The organism is Curtobacterium sp. NPDC090217, from assembly GCF_044746705.1.
Taxonomy (GTDB): Bacteria; Actinomycetota; Actinomycetes; order Actinomycetales; family Microbacteriaceae; genus Curtobacterium.
Genome location: NZ_JBIVCR010000003.1, coordinates 196,816 through 212,144, shown reverse-complemented (window position 1 = coordinate 212,144; position 15,329 = coordinate 196,816). Strand labels below are relative to the sequence as shown.

Annotated in this window: 12 protein-coding genes; 6 read left to right on the top strand and 6 right to left on the bottom strand. The window is 70.6% G+C overall.

The window, feature by feature from the left end; translation table 11 throughout:
• The first annotated feature begins 211 nt into the window (after window positions 1-211).
• The 6 genes from ACIPJ2_RS12860 (at window position 212) to ACIPJ2_RS12835 (ending at window position 7,303) form a co-directional block, all read left to right on the top strand.
• Complete coding sequence (locus tag ACIPJ2_RS12860) at window positions 212-1,453, top strand: ROK family protein (protein ID WP_402729141.1); 1,242 nt, start codon at window positions 212-214, stop codon at window positions 1,451-1,453.
• 141 nt (window positions 1,454-1,594) lie between these two features.
• Window positions 1,595-2,941: an extracellular solute-binding protein gene (locus ACIPJ2_RS12855; protein WP_402729140.1), complete on the top strand. Its 1,347-nt coding sequence runs from the start codon at window positions 1,595-1,597 to the stop codon at window positions 2,939-2,941.
• A gap of 2 nt (window positions 2,942-2,943) precedes the next feature.
• Window positions 2,944-3,993, top strand: coding sequence for a carbohydrate ABC transporter permease (locus ACIPJ2_RS12850; RefSeq protein ID WP_402729349.1), 1,050 nt, complete (start codon window positions 2,944-2,946; stop codon window positions 3,991-3,993).
• Between the two features lie 25 nt (window positions 3,994-4,018).
• Complete coding sequence (locus ACIPJ2_RS12845; protein WP_281267261.1) at window positions 4,019-4,909, top strand: carbohydrate ABC transporter permease; 891 nt, start codon at window positions 4,019-4,021, stop codon at window positions 4,907-4,909.
• Window positions 4,910-4,916: 7 nt separating this feature from the next.
• Window positions 4,917-6,218, top strand: a complete 1,302-nt coding sequence (locus ACIPJ2_RS12840) for a 6-phospho-beta-glucosidase (protein WP_402729139.1) — start codon at window positions 4,917-4,919, stop codon at window positions 6,216-6,218.
• Between the two features lie 41 nt (window positions 6,219-6,259).
• Window positions 6,260-7,303 carry an N-acetylglucosamine kinase gene (locus ACIPJ2_RS12835; protein WP_402729138.1) on the top strand — a complete coding sequence of 348 codons (1,044 nt, stop codon included), beginning with the start codon at window positions 6,260-6,262 and terminating at the stop codon, window positions 7,301-7,303.
• A 193-nt stretch (window positions 7,304-7,496) separates the two neighbouring features.
• On the opposite strand, the gene ACIPJ2_RS12830 is transcribed toward ACIPJ2_RS12835, so the two are convergent.
• The 6 genes from ACIPJ2_RS12830 to ACIPJ2_RS12805 all read right to left on the bottom strand — a co-directional run bounded on the left by ACIPJ2_RS12830 (window position 7,497) and on the right by ACIPJ2_RS12805 (window position 15,205).
• Window positions 7,497-8,219, bottom strand: coding sequence for a methyltransferase domain-containing protein (locus tag ACIPJ2_RS12830; protein ID WP_402729137.1), 723 nt, complete (start codon window positions 8,217-8,219; stop codon window positions 7,497-7,499).
• A complete protein-coding gene (locus ACIPJ2_RS12825) occupies window positions 8,216-9,415 on the bottom strand; it encodes a type III polyketide synthase (protein ID WP_402729136.1) in 1,200 nt (399 codons plus the stop codon). Before ACIPJ2_RS12825 ends, ACIPJ2_RS12830 begins: the two co-directional genes overlap by 4 nt.
• A gap of 128 nt (window positions 9,416-9,543) precedes the next feature.
• Window positions 9,544-11,046 (bottom strand): Asp-tRNA(Asn)/Glu-tRNA(Gln) amidotransferase subunit GatB, encoded by a 1,503-nt coding sequence (gatB, locus tag ACIPJ2_RS12820; protein ID WP_281267257.1) that lies wholly within the window; start codon window positions 11,044-11,046, stop codon window positions 9,544-9,546.
• A complete protein-coding gene (gene gatA, locus ACIPJ2_RS12815) occupies window positions 11,046-12,593 on the bottom strand; it encodes an Asp-tRNA(Asn)/Glu-tRNA(Gln) amidotransferase subunit GatA (protein WP_402729135.1) in 1,548 nt (515 codons plus the stop codon). The genes gatB and gatA overlap by 1 nt, the downstream gene beginning before the upstream one ends.
• Before the next feature lie 11 nt (window positions 12,594-12,604).
• Window positions 12,605-12,904: an Asp-tRNA(Asn)/Glu-tRNA(Gln) amidotransferase subunit GatC gene (gatC, locus tag ACIPJ2_RS12810; RefSeq protein WP_402729134.1), complete on the bottom strand. Its 300-nt coding sequence runs from the start codon at window positions 12,902-12,904 to the stop codon at window positions 12,605-12,607.
• 45 nt (window positions 12,905-12,949) lie between these two features.
• Complete coding sequence (locus ACIPJ2_RS12805; RefSeq protein ID WP_402729133.1) at window positions 12,950-15,205, bottom strand: transglycosylase domain-containing protein; 2,256 nt, start codon at window positions 15,203-15,205, stop codon at window positions 12,950-12,952.
• Between the last annotated feature and the right edge of the window lie 124 nt (window positions 15,206-15,329).

Genomic DNA, 15,329 nt, shown 5'->3' with positions numbered 1-15,329 from the left:
GTGGGCCGCGCCGCGCGCGACCCCGGTGGTGCGGCCCCCGTCGCGGGGGGGGGGGGGGGGGCGATTCGGCCTCCTACGCGCGTTTCGGCGCCCGACGCGCGAAACGAGCCGCCGCCCCCCCCCCCCCCCGGTGTTTCCGCGAGCAGAACGCGTGTTTCGAATCGGTAAACAAACCTTTCAGTAAAGAAGGTTGTCCGTTACTGTCCTCGACATGAGCACACGCGGACGCACTCCAGGGCAGCCGGCACTGCTGCGCGTGCTGAACGACCGCGCCGCCCTCGCGCTGCTCCTCGACGACGGCCCGATGACCCGGAACGAGATCGCCCAGCGCACCGGGCTCAGCAAGCCCACCGCGGCCGAGATCATCCGCCGACTCGAGGCAGCCGGCCTCATCCGCGAAGCGGGCACCGAGTCGCAGGCCGGCCGTCGTGGCCCGAGCGCCGTCGTCTACCAGGCGATCACCGACCGCGACCTCGCCGTCGCCGTGGACGTCCAGCTCGTCGACGTCCGATCCACCGTGGTCGACGCCACCGGCCGCACCTACCCCGTCGCCGAGCACCGGATGTCGGAGACCGAGATGCAGGACCCCGGCGAGGAGATCGTCGCCGCAGCCGTCGGTCGTGCCGCAGCAGCCGCCGGCGTGGACCCCGACCTCGTCACCGCCGTCGCGGTGGGCGTGCAGGCCTCCGTCGACCACGCCACCGACACCCTCATCTTCACCGACGGCCTGCCCGGCTGGCCCCGCGAGCAGGTCTCCGAGACGCTGTCGAAGCAGCTCGGCGTGCAGGTACTCGTCGAGAACGACGCGAACCTCGCCGCCATCGCCGAGCGGAACATGGGTGCCGGCCGCACCCCGGAGAGCTTCGCGCTGTTCTGGATGGCGGAGGGCCTCGGCATGGCGCTCGACCTCGACGGCCGCCTGCACACCGGCGCCTCCGGAGCCGCCGGCGAGCTCGGCTACCTGAGCGTGCCCGCCGACGCGCTCCCCCTCGACCCGACGGCGACGATCGTCGCGGACCTCATCTCCGAGTCCGCGATCATCGCCCTCGCCGCCGAACACGGGATCACGGCTCCGGACGGCAGTGCTGCCGACTGGCGCCAGGTGCTCCCGCAGCTGCCGGGGCTCCCCGAGCAGCACCCGTTCACGATCGCCCTCGGCGAGCGCGTGGGGCACAACGTGCTCCCCGCCCTCGCCGTCGCCGATCCCGAGACGGTCGTCCTGCACGGCCCGACCGGGATCGCGGGCGGTCCCGCTCTGGCCGCCGCCGTGACCGCCTGGCTCAGGACCCGCACCCGCTGGTCCACCGCCGTGGTGGCACCGGGCGTCCCCGACACCCCCGTCCTGCACGGCGCACGACACGTCCTCATCGACGTCGTGCGCACCGCGCTCGGCGACCGACTCGATCGCATCAGCGACGATGCGGCCGAGGCGGCCACCGCCGAGCACGCCTGAACCGCACCACCCACCCGCACCACTCGAGGCACCACATCCCCAGCCCTGTCCGAGGGCTCTTCGGCGCGCCCGGATCCGGCACCACACAACCGTGTGACGCCGACCGGACCGCCGGAGCGAGAGCAGAGAGCGAGTTCCGCAGTGTCCCACTCACCGAACCGGCGGGTCATCCGCCGCATCCTCACCGCGACCGCGGTCGCGACCACCGGCGCACTCGTCGTCGCCGGCTGCAGCTCCGGCAGCAGCGCGTCCTCGATCGACAAGACCGCCCCGAAGGAGCTCAAGGGCACCGTGTCCCTGTGGCACTTCTTCACGGGCCGCGAAGCCGGTGTCGTGAAGAGCGCCGTCGCCGGATTCGAGAAGGCCAACCCCGGCGTCACGGTCGACATCCACGCCGGTCAGGACGACGAGAAGCTGCAGAAGGCGATCTCGTCCGGCCAGAACATCGACGTGGGCTTGTCGTACTCGACGGCGATCGTCGGCAGCTTCTGCTCGTCCGGCGCCTTCCGCGACCTGTCGCCGTACATCAAGCGCGACAAGGTGGACCTGTCCGACATCCCGAAGGCCGTGCGCTCGTACACCGAGTACAAGGGCACGCGGTGCACGCTGCCCGCCCTGGCCGACGTCAGTGCGCTCATGTACAACAAGCCCGCGATGGCCGCCGCCGGCATCACCACCCCGCCGAAGACGCTCGACGAGCTCAAGGCCGACGCGCTCAAGATGACGACGTACAACGCCGACGGCTCGATCAAGCAGCTCGGGTTCAACCCGCTCATCGACTTCTACGAGAACTCCCCGGAGCACTGGGCGCCGATGATCGACGGCACGTGGCTCGACAGCAAGGGCAACAGCGAGATCGGCACCTCCGCGAACTGGAAGAAGCTCATCCAGTGGCAGAAGGACTTCGTCGACGAGATCGGCTACGACAAGCTCAAGGCCTTCACGTCGGGCCTCGGCCAGGAGTTCGCCGCCGACAACGCGTTCCAGACCGGCCAGGTCGCGATGCAGATCGACGGTGAGTACCGCACGGCGTTCATCAAGGACCAGAAGCCGGACCTCGACTACGGCACTGCGCCGACCCCGGTGATGGACGGCGTCGGCAACTACGGCTCGACCTACATCGCGGGCAACGTCGCCGGCATCGCGAAGGGCTCGAAGAACCCGGAGCTCGCCTGGGCGCTGCTGAAGTACCTGTCGACGAACACCGACGCGCAGGTCACGATGGGCAACGGCCTGAAGAACATCCCGACGCTCACCTCGGCACTGCAGTCGCCGAAGCTCGAGGTCGACGAGAACTACAAGACCTTCGTCGACGTCGCGGGCAACAAGGACACGATGACCTCGCCCGGGACCGCGGACGGCGCCGCCTACATCGGTACCTTCACGAAGTTCTGGCAGGCGTACCAGGAGAACGGCGGCGACCTCGACGCCAAGCTCAAGAAGCTGGACTCCGACATCGACAACGCCAACCAGCTGGCTGGTCCGTGACCATGACGGACCTCACCACCCCGGAAACCGGCAGCCTGGAGGCGCGGCCCACCCGCGCCTCCCGGCCGTCGGCCCCAGCAGGGCCCGGTTCGACGGCCCCTGGAAGCCGGCCACGCCGGCGCCGCTCCGCCGAGTCGCGCCGTCGACTCGTCGCGCTGACCATGCTCGCCCCGGCCCTTCTGGGCCTCGTGGTCTTCTTCGCCTACCCGCTCGTCGCGAGCGTCTTCTACTCGTTCACGCGCTACAACCAGCTGCAGGAACCCCAGTTCGTCGGGCTGCTGAACTACCGGTTCCTGTTCACGCAGGACCCGCAGATCTGGCCCGCCGTCGTCAACACCGCGTGGTTCGTCGTCATCCTGGTGCCGATCCGGATCGTCTGCGGGCTGCTCGTCGCCGGGCTCCTCAGTCGTGCGAAGACCGCAACCGGGTTCTGGCGGACGCTGTTCTACCTGCCCGCCCTGGTCCCGCCGGTCGCGAGCGTCGTGGCCTTCGTGTTCCTCTTCAACCCCGGCACCGGCCCCGTCAACCAGATCCTGAAGTTCTTCGGGATCGACGGGCCGCTGTGGTTCAACGACCCGGCGTGGTCGAAGCCGTCGCTCGTGATCATGGGCGTCTGGGTGATGGGCGACATCATGATCATCTTCCTGGCGTCGCTCCTCGACGTGCCGCGCGACCTGTACGAGGCCGCGTCGCTCGACGGGGCGAACGGCGTCCAGCAGGTGCGGCACATCACGCTGCCGACGATCGCCCCGGTGATCGGGTTCGCCGCCGTGACGGGGGTGATCGCGGCCCTGCAGTACTTCACCGAGGCCGCGGTCGCATCCGGGGTGGCGTCGGGCAAGGCGACGATCGGTGGTGGCACGGCGGCGCAGCTCGGGTACCCGGGCACCTCGCTGCTGACCTACACCGAGCTGCTCTACCAGCACGGGTTCGCGAACTTCCAGTTCGGGTACGCGTCCGCGATGGCCGTCGTGCTGTTCGTGGTCACCGCGATCGTGCTCGTGTTCACCATGCGACGAATTTCCGTATTCAGGCCGGAGGCCGACCAATGAACACTGCCCGGCCGGAGGAGTCCTGATGACCGCCGTCTCCCAGTCCCCGCTCGCCCGGGCACCCCGTGGCGCGGCACCCCGCACGGGCAAGCCCCGTCGGAGCCTGCTGCTCTGGATCGCCGAGCACGCCGCACTCGTCGCGCTCGGTGTCCTCACCCTCGCCCCGATCGTCTTCGTCGTCCTGACCTCGCTGATGTCGAGCAACCAGGCGCTGACGGCGTCGATCATCCCGAAGCCGTTCGACTTCTCGAACTACGCCAGGGTGTTCAGCGAACTGCCGCTCGCCCAGTGGTTCGGGAACTCCGCGCTCTACGCCGTGCTCGCCACCGCGTTCATGCTCCTGAGCTCGGTGCCCGCCGCGTACGCGCTCGCGCAGATCAAGTTCAAGGGCGCGAACCTCATCTTCACGGTGATCATCGTGGCGATGCTCCTGCCCCCGCAGGTCACCGCCGTGCCGGTCTACGTGATGTGGTCGCACCTGCACCTGACCGGCACGCTCTGGCCGCTGATCCTGCCGAACCTGCTCGGCGACGCGTTCAGCATCTTCCTGCTCCGGCAGTTCTTCATGACGATCCCGAAGGAGTACGGGGACGCCGCGCGCATGGACGGCTGCAGCGAGTGGGGTGTCCTGATGCGGGTCGTCGTCCCGATGGCCCGACCCGGCATCGCGTCAGCGGCGATCTTCATGTTCTTCAACTCGTGGAACGACTACTACGGCCCGCTCCTCTACGCGTCCGAGAACCAGGCAGCCTGGCCGGTCGCGTACGGACTCGCCACGTTCCGCGGCCAACACGGCACCGACTGGTCCATGACGATGGCGATGACCGTCGTCGTCATGGTCCCCGTCGTCGTCATCTTCTTCTTCGCACAGAAGGCATTCGTCGAGGGCATCGCGCTCACCGGCGTGAAGGGATAGCACCACAGTGAAACTCGCAGTCATCGGTGGCGGTTCCACCTACACCCCCGAACTCGTGGACGGCTTCGCCCGGCTCCGAGACCAGCTCCCCATCGACGAGCTCTGGCTCGTCGACCCCGATCCCGAACGCCGGGAACTCGTCGGCGGTGTCGCGAAGCGGATGTTCGCGCACGCCGGGCACCCGGGCACCGTGCACGTCACCGACGACGTCGTCGCCGGGGTGTCCGACGCCGACGCGGTCATGTTCCAGCTCCGCATCGGCGGCCAGGCCGCCAGGCAGCAGGACGAGACCTGGCCGCACGAGGCGTGCTGCATCGGGCAGGAGACGACCGGCCCCGGCGGCTTCGCGAAGGCGCTCCGCACCGTGCCGGTCGTGCTCGAGTACGCCGAGCTCGTCCGGAGGCACGCGAAGCCGGACGCCTGGATCGTGGACTTCACGAACCCGGTCGGCATCGTCACCCGTGCGCTGCTCGAGGCCGGGCACCGCGCCGTGGGCCTGTGCAACGTGGCGATCGGCTTCCAGCGCCGCTTCGCCCGGGAGTTCCAGGTCGCCCCGACGGCGGTCCGGCTGGACCACGTCGGGCTGAACCACCTGACGTGGGAGCGTGGCGTGCACGTCACCGGCGCCGACGGCACCACGCGCGACGTGCTCGACGAGCTGCTCGCCGGGGACGCCCTCGACCGGACCGCCGACAGCGTCCACATGCACCCGGACCTGCTCCGCCTGCAGCACGCGATCCCGTCCTACTACCTGCGCTACTTCTACAGCCACGACATCGTGCTCGAGGAACAGCTCCACGAGCCCACCCGCGCCGAGGCCGTGATGGCGACCGAGCACGCGCTCCTCGCGAAGTACGCCGACCCCTCCGTGGTCACGAAGCCCGTCGAGCTCGAGCAGCGCGGCGGCGCGTACTACTCCGAGGCGGCGATCGACGTGCTGTCCTCGATCCTCGGGGACCGCGGCGACGTGCAGGTGCTCAACGTGCGGAACGACGGCACGTTCCCGTTCCTCCCCGACGACCACGTCATCGAGGTCCCTGCGCGCGTCACCCGTCAGGCGATCACGCCGCTGCCGGTCGCACCGCTCGACGCGGACATGGTCGGGCTGGTGTCGCACGTCGCCGGGTACGAACGCCTGGCGCTCGACGCGGCCGTGCACGGCGGCCGCGACCGGGTGCTCCGGGCGATGTGGGCGCACCCCCTCGTGGGGCAGGTCGACAAGGCCGAGAAGCTCACCGACCTGCTCCTGGCCGCGAACGCGGAACACCTGCCGTGGACGCGATCGGAGCAGGTGACGTGGGCGGGCTGAGCCGGACCGGCGAGGCAGAGCCGGGCCGAGCCTCCAGTCCGGTGACCGGTCTGCCGGACGTGGGCCGCGCGACGGACGTGGTGCTCGCGGTCGACGGCGGCGGCAGCAAGACCGACGTCGTCGCGATCGGACTCGACGGTTCGCTCGTCGCGCACGCACGTGGGCCCGGCTCGAACCCGCAGACCCGCGGATGGGACCTCGCAGGCCCGATCATCGACGGGGTCCGCGCACGGGTGCTCCGGGAGCTCGGTGACCGGCGGATCCGGACGACGCACGTGTACCTCGCCGGACTCGACCTGCACGACGAACTCGTCGCGGCGACCGCGGCGCTCGCGCACTGGGGCGAGGACGGCGGCGCGCCGGACGTCCTCGACAACGACCTGTTCGCGCTGCTGCGGGCCGGCACGCTGTCGCCGGACGCAGCCGCCGTGGTGTGCGGCACCGGCATCAACGCGCTCGCGGTCCGTGCCGACGGGGAGACCTCGCGCTTCCCGGCGATCGGCGACGTGTCCGGCGACTGGGGCGGCGGGGCGTACCTCGGCAACCGGGCGCTCTGGCACGCGGCCCGTGCGGACGACGGGCGTGGACCGGCCACGGCGCTCGTGGACGCGGTGCCTGCTGCACTCAGGCTCGGGTCCGTCCGCGAGGTCACCGAGGCGATCCACTTCGGCCGGCTCGACGACCGCGTGTTCAACCGGCTCTGCCCCGTGCTGTTCGAGGTCGCCGGTGCCGGGGACGTCGTCGCTGCCGGGGTCGTCGCGCGGCAGGCGGAGGAGATCGTGCTGCTCGCGTCGGTGGCGCTCGGGCGGCTCGGCCTCGGCGGATCGGCATCGTCGCCGGTGCCCGTCGTGCTCGGTGGCGGGGTGCTCGCTGCCCGGCACCCGCTCCTCGTCGACGCGGTGGTGTCCGGGCTCGCGGCGCGGGTGCCGGGTGCCGTGCCGACGTGGGTCACCGCTCCCCCGGTGCTCGGTGCCGGGTTCGCGGCGCTCGAGTCCGTCGGGGCGGGGGCTCCTGCGCTCGAGCGGTACCGGGCCGCGGTGCTGTCCCGTTCGTTCGCGAGCACGGCGGCGCTGCCGCTGGCGTAGCGGCGGGCTTGCGGGCTGGTGGCATGCCTGCGGGCTGGTGGCTGGCCTGCGGGCTGGTGGCGGGCCTGCGGGCTGGTGGCTGTTCCGCGAAAGCGACAGTCCCACCCGAGCGACTCCGGTCCTTGCCGCGAAAGCGACAGAATCCATCCCAAGTTCGGGCGGATTCTGTCGCTTTCGCGGACCGGACCCAGCGTCAGGCGTCGTGGATGGCGAGCACCCGGTGCGGAGCCGCCGACTCCGCCCGCCACCCCGTCGGCAGCGCCGTCCGGAGTTCCGGCAGCGTGAAGCTCCGACGGATGGAGCGCAGCCCGTCCACGCGCACGAACGTCCCGGCAGCGACGAGCACCGATCCGAGCGCGTACGCCCGGTACGCCGACGCCGACCGCCGGATGTCCGAGTGCAGGCTCCTGGTCGCCGCGAGCCGCTCCGAGTCGCCGAGGAAGCCGGCACGCTCCTCGTCCCCGAGGTGGTGCAGCACGTGGTTCGACACGACGACGTCGAAGCGCTCCCCCGCTGCCACCAGGTCACCGCTCGACTGCTCGCGGAAGGACACGCCACGAGGGACCGAGCGCGTCGCCGCGGCGATCGCCCGTGGATCCGGGTCCACCCCGACGACCTCGATGTCGAACCCGTCGCTCGCCGCCCAGCGCACGAGCGCCCTCGCGAGGTCGCCGCCGCCGCACCCGAGATCGAGCACCCGTCCGCGGCCGCTGGCCGGCAACGCCGGCACGACGTGGGTCCGCCACGCGGCGCGCCACCCGCTGACCAGCGAGTTCACGACGGCGAACCGCCGGAACGTCCGCGCCAGTGCCCGCGGGTCGCAGTCCGGGTCGTCCATGAGTTCGCGGAGCTCCAGGTCGCGCAGGCGCAGGTCCACTGCCGGGAGGCCCTGCTCACCTCCGGCCCGCCTGCTCACGCCCGCCCCGTGGCGAGTGCCACCGCATCGACCGCGTCCGTCGTCCGGGTCGCGTCCGTCGTCCGGGTCGCGTCCGTCGTCCGGGTCGCGTCCGTCGTCCGGGTCGTGTCCGTCACGCCGGTCCCGACTGCGGTGAGGCGTGCACTCTCGACGGTCAGGCCCGGGCCGAACGCCAGCGCGATGACGGGCGCACCGTCCGTGATCCCGGCATCGAACGCGTCCCGCAGCACGAACAGCACCGTCGCGCTCGACATGTTCCCGTGCTCGCGCAGCACCGCCCTGCTGCTCGCCATGGCATTGTCGGACAACCCGAGGGCATCCTGCGTCCGGTCGAGGATCGCCCGGCCGCCGGGGTGCACCGCCCACACGGGGACGTCCGCCGCTGGTCCGTCCAGCAGGGGCGCGACCGCCTCGGCGACGGTCGCCCCGACGAGCTTCGGCACCGCCGTGCTGAGGACCATCTCGAAGCCCTCGTCACCGATGTTCCACGCCATCTCCGGCGCACCCTCCGGCACGACCGTGGTGGCGAACGCGTCGAGCCGCAGCCCGGGACCGTCGGCCGTCACGACGGCAGCGGCGGCACCGTCCCCGAAGACGCTGTTCGCGACGATCTGGTCCGGGTCGTCCGATGCCCGGACGTGCAGCGTGCAGAGCTCGGCGCACACGACGAGCACGACGGCGGACGGATCAGCGGCGACGAACGCGTCGGCGATCCGGAGCGCCGGGAACGCCGCGCAGCACCCCATGAACCCGATGTGCTGCCGGAAGACCGTACGGCGGAGCCCGAGTCCCTCGACGATCGCCAGGTCAGGCCCCGGCTGGGTGAACCCCGTGCACGACACCGTGACGAGGTGCGTGACGTCCGCCGGGCCGATGCCGGACCGGTGCAGGGCGTCCCGCGCGGACTCGACGAACAGGGCTGGAGCGAGCTCCCGGTACCGGTCGTTCCGCGTGCCCGTCGACGGCGACTGCAGCGTGCCGTCGGCGTCGCGGAAGCGTCCGGGCCGGCCGGCGAGGTCGAGCTCCTCCAGGACGGTGTGCCGGTGCGCGACGGCTGATGCGTCGAACGCGGCGGGGACCAGACGACGACCGAGGCGACCGAGCCCTGGCTGCGCGGCGAAGAGCTCGCGCACCGCCACCTGGTCGAGTGTCGTCTCGGGGACGGCGGTACCGATGGCGCGGATCGTTGCGGACACTCCTCATCATGTCACCGGGTCGTGGACGTGTCCCCAGGTACGACCAGGACGGCCCGGAACGGCGGAACGGACACAGCACCACGCCGATGCGCGGTGCTGTGTCCGTTCTGCAGTTCGGTGCGGCGGCGTCAGGCCTGCGCGCGCTCCAACACGAGCTCGCGGACGCGGGCCGCGTCGGCCTGGCCCTGCATCGACTTCATGACGGCACCGATGATCGCGCCGGCGGCCTGGACCTTGCCGTCCTTGATCTTGGCGAGGACGTCCGGCTGCGCGGCGAGTGCCTCGTCGACGGCGGCGGTGAGCGCCGAGTCGTCGGAGACGACCTTGAGCCCGCGCGACTCGACGACCGCGGACGGCGAGCCCTCGCCGGCGATGACGCCCTCGAGCACCTGGCGTGCCAGGCGATCGGTCAGGTCGCCGGACTCGACGAGCGTGATGAGCTCGGCGACGTGCGCGGGCGACACGAGGTCCCCGGCGGCGGCGTCCTGCGTGTTCGCGACGCGGCTGATCTCACCGGTCCACCACTTGCGGGCGGCCTGGGCTGGTGCACCGGCGGCGACGGTGGCTTCGACCTCGTCGAGGAGGCCGCCGTTCACCACGTCCTGGAACTCGAGGTCGGCGAAGCCCCACTCCCCCTTGAGGCGACGTCGGCGGGCGACGGGTGCCTCCGGCAGGGATGCGCGGAGTTCCTCGATCATCGCCGGGTCCGGCACGACGGGGAGCAGGTCGGGCTCCGGGAAGTAGCGGTAGTCGTCCGCGTCGGACTTGGGGCGCCCCGCGGAGGTGCGTCCGGTGTCCTCGTGCCAGTGCCGGGTCTCCTGCGTGATCGTGCCGCCGTCCGCGAGGATCGCAGCCTGCCGCTGGATCTCGTAGCGGATGGCGCGCTCGACGGCGCGGAACGAGTTGACGTTCTTCGTCTCGGTCCGGGTGCCGAGCTTCTCCTGGCCCCACGGACGCAGCGAGATGTTGGCGTCGCAGCGCAGGTTCCCGCGCTCCATGCGGGCCTCGGAGACGCCGAGCGCACGAACGAGGTCACGGATGACCTGCACGTACGCGGCGCCGAGCTCCGGGGCCCGGTGGGCGGCACCGAAGATCGGCTTCGTGACGATCTCGACGAGCGGCACACCGGCACGGTTGTAGTCGACGAGCGAGTACTCGGCGCCCTGGATCCGACCGGTCGCGCCACCGACGTGCGTCAGCTTACCCGCGTCCTCTTCCATGTGGGCGCGCTCGATCGGCACCTGGAAGAGCGTGCCGTCGGCGAGTTCGACCTCGACCTCGCCCTCGAAGGCGATCGGCTCGTCGTACTGCGAGATCTGGTAGTTCTTCGGGTTGTCCGGGTAGAAGTAGTTCTTCCGGGAGAACCGCGACGACTCGGCGATCGAACACCCGAGCGCGAGCCCGAGGTTGATCGAGAACCGGACGGCCTGCTCGTTCACGACGGGGAGCGAGCCGGGGAGCCCGAGGTCCACCGGCGTCACGTTGGTGTTCGGTTCGCCGCCGAAGAAGTTCGGGGCGTCGGAGAACATCTTGGTCTTCGTGGCGAGCTCGACGTGCACCTCGAAGCCGAGGACCGGCTCGAAGCGCTCGATCGCCTCGTCGAAGTCCATGAGTGCGTCCTTGGCGGCCATCAGACCACGCCTTCCTCTGCTGCCGACTGCTGACTGAAGTCGAGGTCGGGGATCCGGTCGATGAGCGGCGCACCCCACTGCTGCTCGAGCAGCCGCTCGAGTGCCGCGCCGTAGCGGTACAGCCGGGCGTCCTCACGCTGCGGGGCCATCAGCTGCACGCCGGTCGGCAGGCCGTCTTCCGGAGCCAGACCGTTCGGGATGCTCATGCCGGGGACGCCCGCCAGGTTCGCCGGGATCGTGGTGAGGTCGTTGAGGTACATCGACAGCGGGTCGTCGAGGCGCTCGCCCAGCGGGAACGCGGTCGTCGGCGCCGACGGACTGACGAGCAGGTCGACCTGCTCGAACGCCTTGTCGAAGTCGCGCTGCACGAGGGTGCGGACCTTCTGCGCGCTGCCGTAGTAGGCGTCGTAGTACCCGGCGCTGAGCGCGTAGGTGCCGAGGATGATGCGACGCTTGACCTCTGGCCCGAAGCCGGCCTCACGCGTGGCTGCCATCACGTCCTCGACCGTGGCGCCGCCCTCTGGTGTGACCCGCAGGCCGAACCGCACCGAGTCGAACTTCGCGAGGTTCGACGACGCTTCCGCCGGCAGGATCAGGTAGTAGGCGCTGATGGCGTACGCGAAGCTCGGTGCGTCGATCTCGACGACGACCGCACCGGCGGCTTCGAGGATCGCGACGGTCTCCTGGAAGCGCTGCGTGACGCCGGCCTGGAAGCCCTCGCCACCGGCGAGCTCCTTCACGACGCCCACGCGGAGGCCCTTGAGCGTGTCCGCCTGCAGCCCGTCACGGGCGGCGGCCGCGAACGACGGCCACTCGTCACGGATCGACGTGGAGTCGCGCGGGTCGTGCCCGCCGATGACGTCGTGCAGGAGCGCGGCGTCGAGGACGGTGCGGGCGACGGGGCCGACCTGGTCGAGGCTCGACGCCAGGGCGATCGAGCCGTACCGGCTGACGCCACCGTAGGTGGGCTTCACGCCGACGGTGCCGGTGACGGCGCCCGGCTGGCGGATCGACCCACCGGTGTCCGAGCCGAGCGCGAGGGGCGCTTCGTGGGCGGCGACCGCAGCGGCCGAACCGCCACCGGACCCGCCGGGGATGCGGTCGAGGTCCCACGGGTTGTGCGTCGGGCCGTACGCCGAGAACTCGGTCGTCGAGCCCATCGCGAACTCGTCCATGTTGGTCTTGCCGAGGGGCACCAGGCCGGCGCGACGGAGCTTCGCGACCGGGGTGGCGTCGTAGGGCGGCGCCCAGCCTTCGAGGATCTTCGACCCGGAGGTGGACGGCATGTCGAGGGTGCAGAGCACGTCCTTGATGGCCACCGGCACACCCGCGAGGGCGCCGAGGTCGTCGCCGGCGGCGCGGCGCGAGTCGATGGACTTCGCGACGCCGAGGGCGTTCTCGTTGACGTGCAGGAACGCGTGCACGTCCCCGTCGACCGCGGCGATGCGGTCGAGGTGTGCCTGGGTCGCCTCGACGCTGGAGACGTCGCGCGCCACCAGGGCGTCGGCGAGCGCCGCGGCGCTGAGCTTCGTGATGTCGTCGGTCACTGTTCTACCGCCTACTGTTCTTCGCCGAGGATCGCCGTCACGCGGAACCGTTCGCCGTCGGTGTCGGGGGCTCCGGAGAGCGCCTGCTGCTGGGTGAGCGTCTCGCCGACCACGTCGGGCCGGAGGACGTTCGGCAGCGTGACCGGGTGGCTCGTCGCGGGGACGTCCGGCGTGGCGACCTCGGTCACCTTCGCGACGCTGTCGACGATGTGCGACAGCTCCCCGGTCAGCTTCTCGATCTCTTCGGGCGTGAGTGCGATACGTGCGAGGTTCGCCAGGTGGGCGACCTGCTCGCTCGTGATGTCAGGCATGGTGCTCCGTCGATCGGTTCGTGGAATGCGAACCAGTCTATTGGTCTACTGCCCGCCCGACTGCTGATCGGGCGTCCCGCCGGTGGACGGCTGCCCGTTCGAGGCCCCTGGGGAGGACTGCGCCCCGGGCTGCGCAGACTGCGAGGACTGCGCCGACTTCGCCGGGGCCTTCGCCGCGCCGATCATCGACTGGCTCGGTGCCGGCAGGGCGTCCCCGCCGTAGTGCGCGTCGAGGTACTGCATCATCGACTTCCCGACCCCGAACTTCGCGCTGTACCCGGTCGTCCCCTGCAGGAACGGCCAGTTCGCGAGCTTGACGTTGCCCTGCACGTTGCCGATCCAGGTCGCGTTCGTGTACTTCGTGCTCGATGCCACCAGCCAGTTCTGCACGTCGCCGTCGGTGGTGCCGGTCTTGGCGAACTTCGGCGTCGCGTCACCCGGGTTCGCGCTCGCAGCGGTCCCTGCTCCGGTGAGCACCGACTGCAGTGCGTAGTCGACGGTCCCCGCGACCTCGGCGGAGACGCCCTGCGTGCAGGACGACGGGGTCGGCGTGATCTTCGTGCCGTCCGACTCGGTCACGGAGTCGATCGCGGTCGGCGTGCAGACGACGCCGCCGTTCGCGAAGCCCGCGTACGCCTCGGCGAGGTCGACGGGCGACAGGTTGTTCGTGCCGAGGATCATCGACGGCACGGAGCTGAGCTTCCCGCCGTTCGCGGTGTGGATGCCCATCGACTCCGCCAGGTTCGCGATCTTGCAGAGGTCGAGCTGCTTGCCCATCGCGGCGAACGCGGTGTTGATCGACTCGGCGGTGGCGCTCAGCACGCTCATCGACGCCGGGGCGTTCTCGGCGTTGGCGACGTTCCACGTCCCGCCGATGCCCTCGCACGAGTTCGTGAACTCCGACGCGTTGTACGTGTGCTGCGTGGTGTTGACGCTCTCGTTCAGGGTGTGCCCCTGCGCGAGCCACTCCGCGAGCGTGAACACCTTGAACGTGGAGCCGGTCTGGAACCCGCCGGAGTTGCCGTAGGCGGTGTCCGCGCTGTAGTTCACCGCCGTCGACCCGGCAGCCGCACTGTCACCCTGCGTGTACGCGGTGTTCTGCACCATCGAGACGATCCGGCCGGTCCCTGGCTCGACGGTCACGTTCGACCCGCCGGCGTCGACCCCGGCCATCGTCGTCGGGACGTACGACGACAGGGCGCTCTGCGCCTGCCCCTGCAGGTCGAGGTCGAGCGAGGTGTGGATCTGCAGGCCCTTGGTGTCGAGGGTCTCGATGCGCTCTGATGCGGTCTTCCCGAACGCCGGGTCCTGGAGGACCTGGTCACGCACGTAGTCGCAGAAGTAGCCGGCGTCGTAGTTCGTCGCCGCTGACGAGCAGCCGTTCGCGGTCGCGGTGATCTTCGGCTGCACGGGCGTCGCGATCGCCGCCTGCTCGTCGGCCTTCGAGATCGAGTGGTGCGCGTACATCCGCTGGAGCACGTAGTCGCGGCGCGCCTTCGTGGCCTTGTAGCCGTTCGCCGACCCGTTCGCCGTCGAGTCCGGCTGGTCGATGCGCAGGTTCGACGGGTTGTTCAGGATCGCGACGAGGGTGGCGGACTGCACGAGGGACAGGTCCTTCGCCGAGACGCCGAAGTAGTACTGGGCCCCGGCCTCTGCGCCGTACACCCGGCCGCCGAGGCCGACGATGTTGAGGTACCCGGTGAGGATGTCCTGCTTGGAGTACTTCTTGTTCACGGCGATCGCGTACCGCATCTCCTGCAGCTTCCGCTGCGGCGTGACACCGGCGGCGTCCTCGTAGCACGCGTCGATCTTCTTCTGCGTGTCCGCAGCGTCCTTGCCGGTGAGCTGCTCGCACTGCTGCACGAGCACGTTCTTGACGTACTGCTGGGTGATGCTCGATCCGCCCTGCACGTCTCCGCCGACGACGGTCGCGGCGACACCGCGGACGGTCCCGAGCACGTCGATGCCGCCTTCGTCGTAGAACCGCGGGTCCTCGGTGTCGATCGCGGCCTGCTTGAGGGTCGTCGCGATCGCGTCGGACTTCACGGTGGTGCGGTTCTCGGCGTAGAACGACGCGATCTTGACGTCCTGGCCGCCCTGCTTCGCGTACACGGACGACACCTGCTGGGGCGTCTGCACGTCGAGGTAGCTCGGCAGGTCCTCGAAGAACGCGGCAGCGCCGGAGGCGCCTTCTCCGGCCACGGCGACGGCCGGCGTGACGGCGACCGCGACGAGCATGCCCGCGAGTGCCGACATCACGACGAACATCAGGAGGGCTCCCGGCCACCGCATCACACGCATGCACTGCACGGTAGGGACCCGCCCTGGGGCGAGACTGCTCCGATCCCCGCAGAACCTGCACCGCTGCTCAGGTTGTCCAGCAGGTGCGGCCCGGATCGGCCTGGATCGGCCTGGAGGCTCGGAT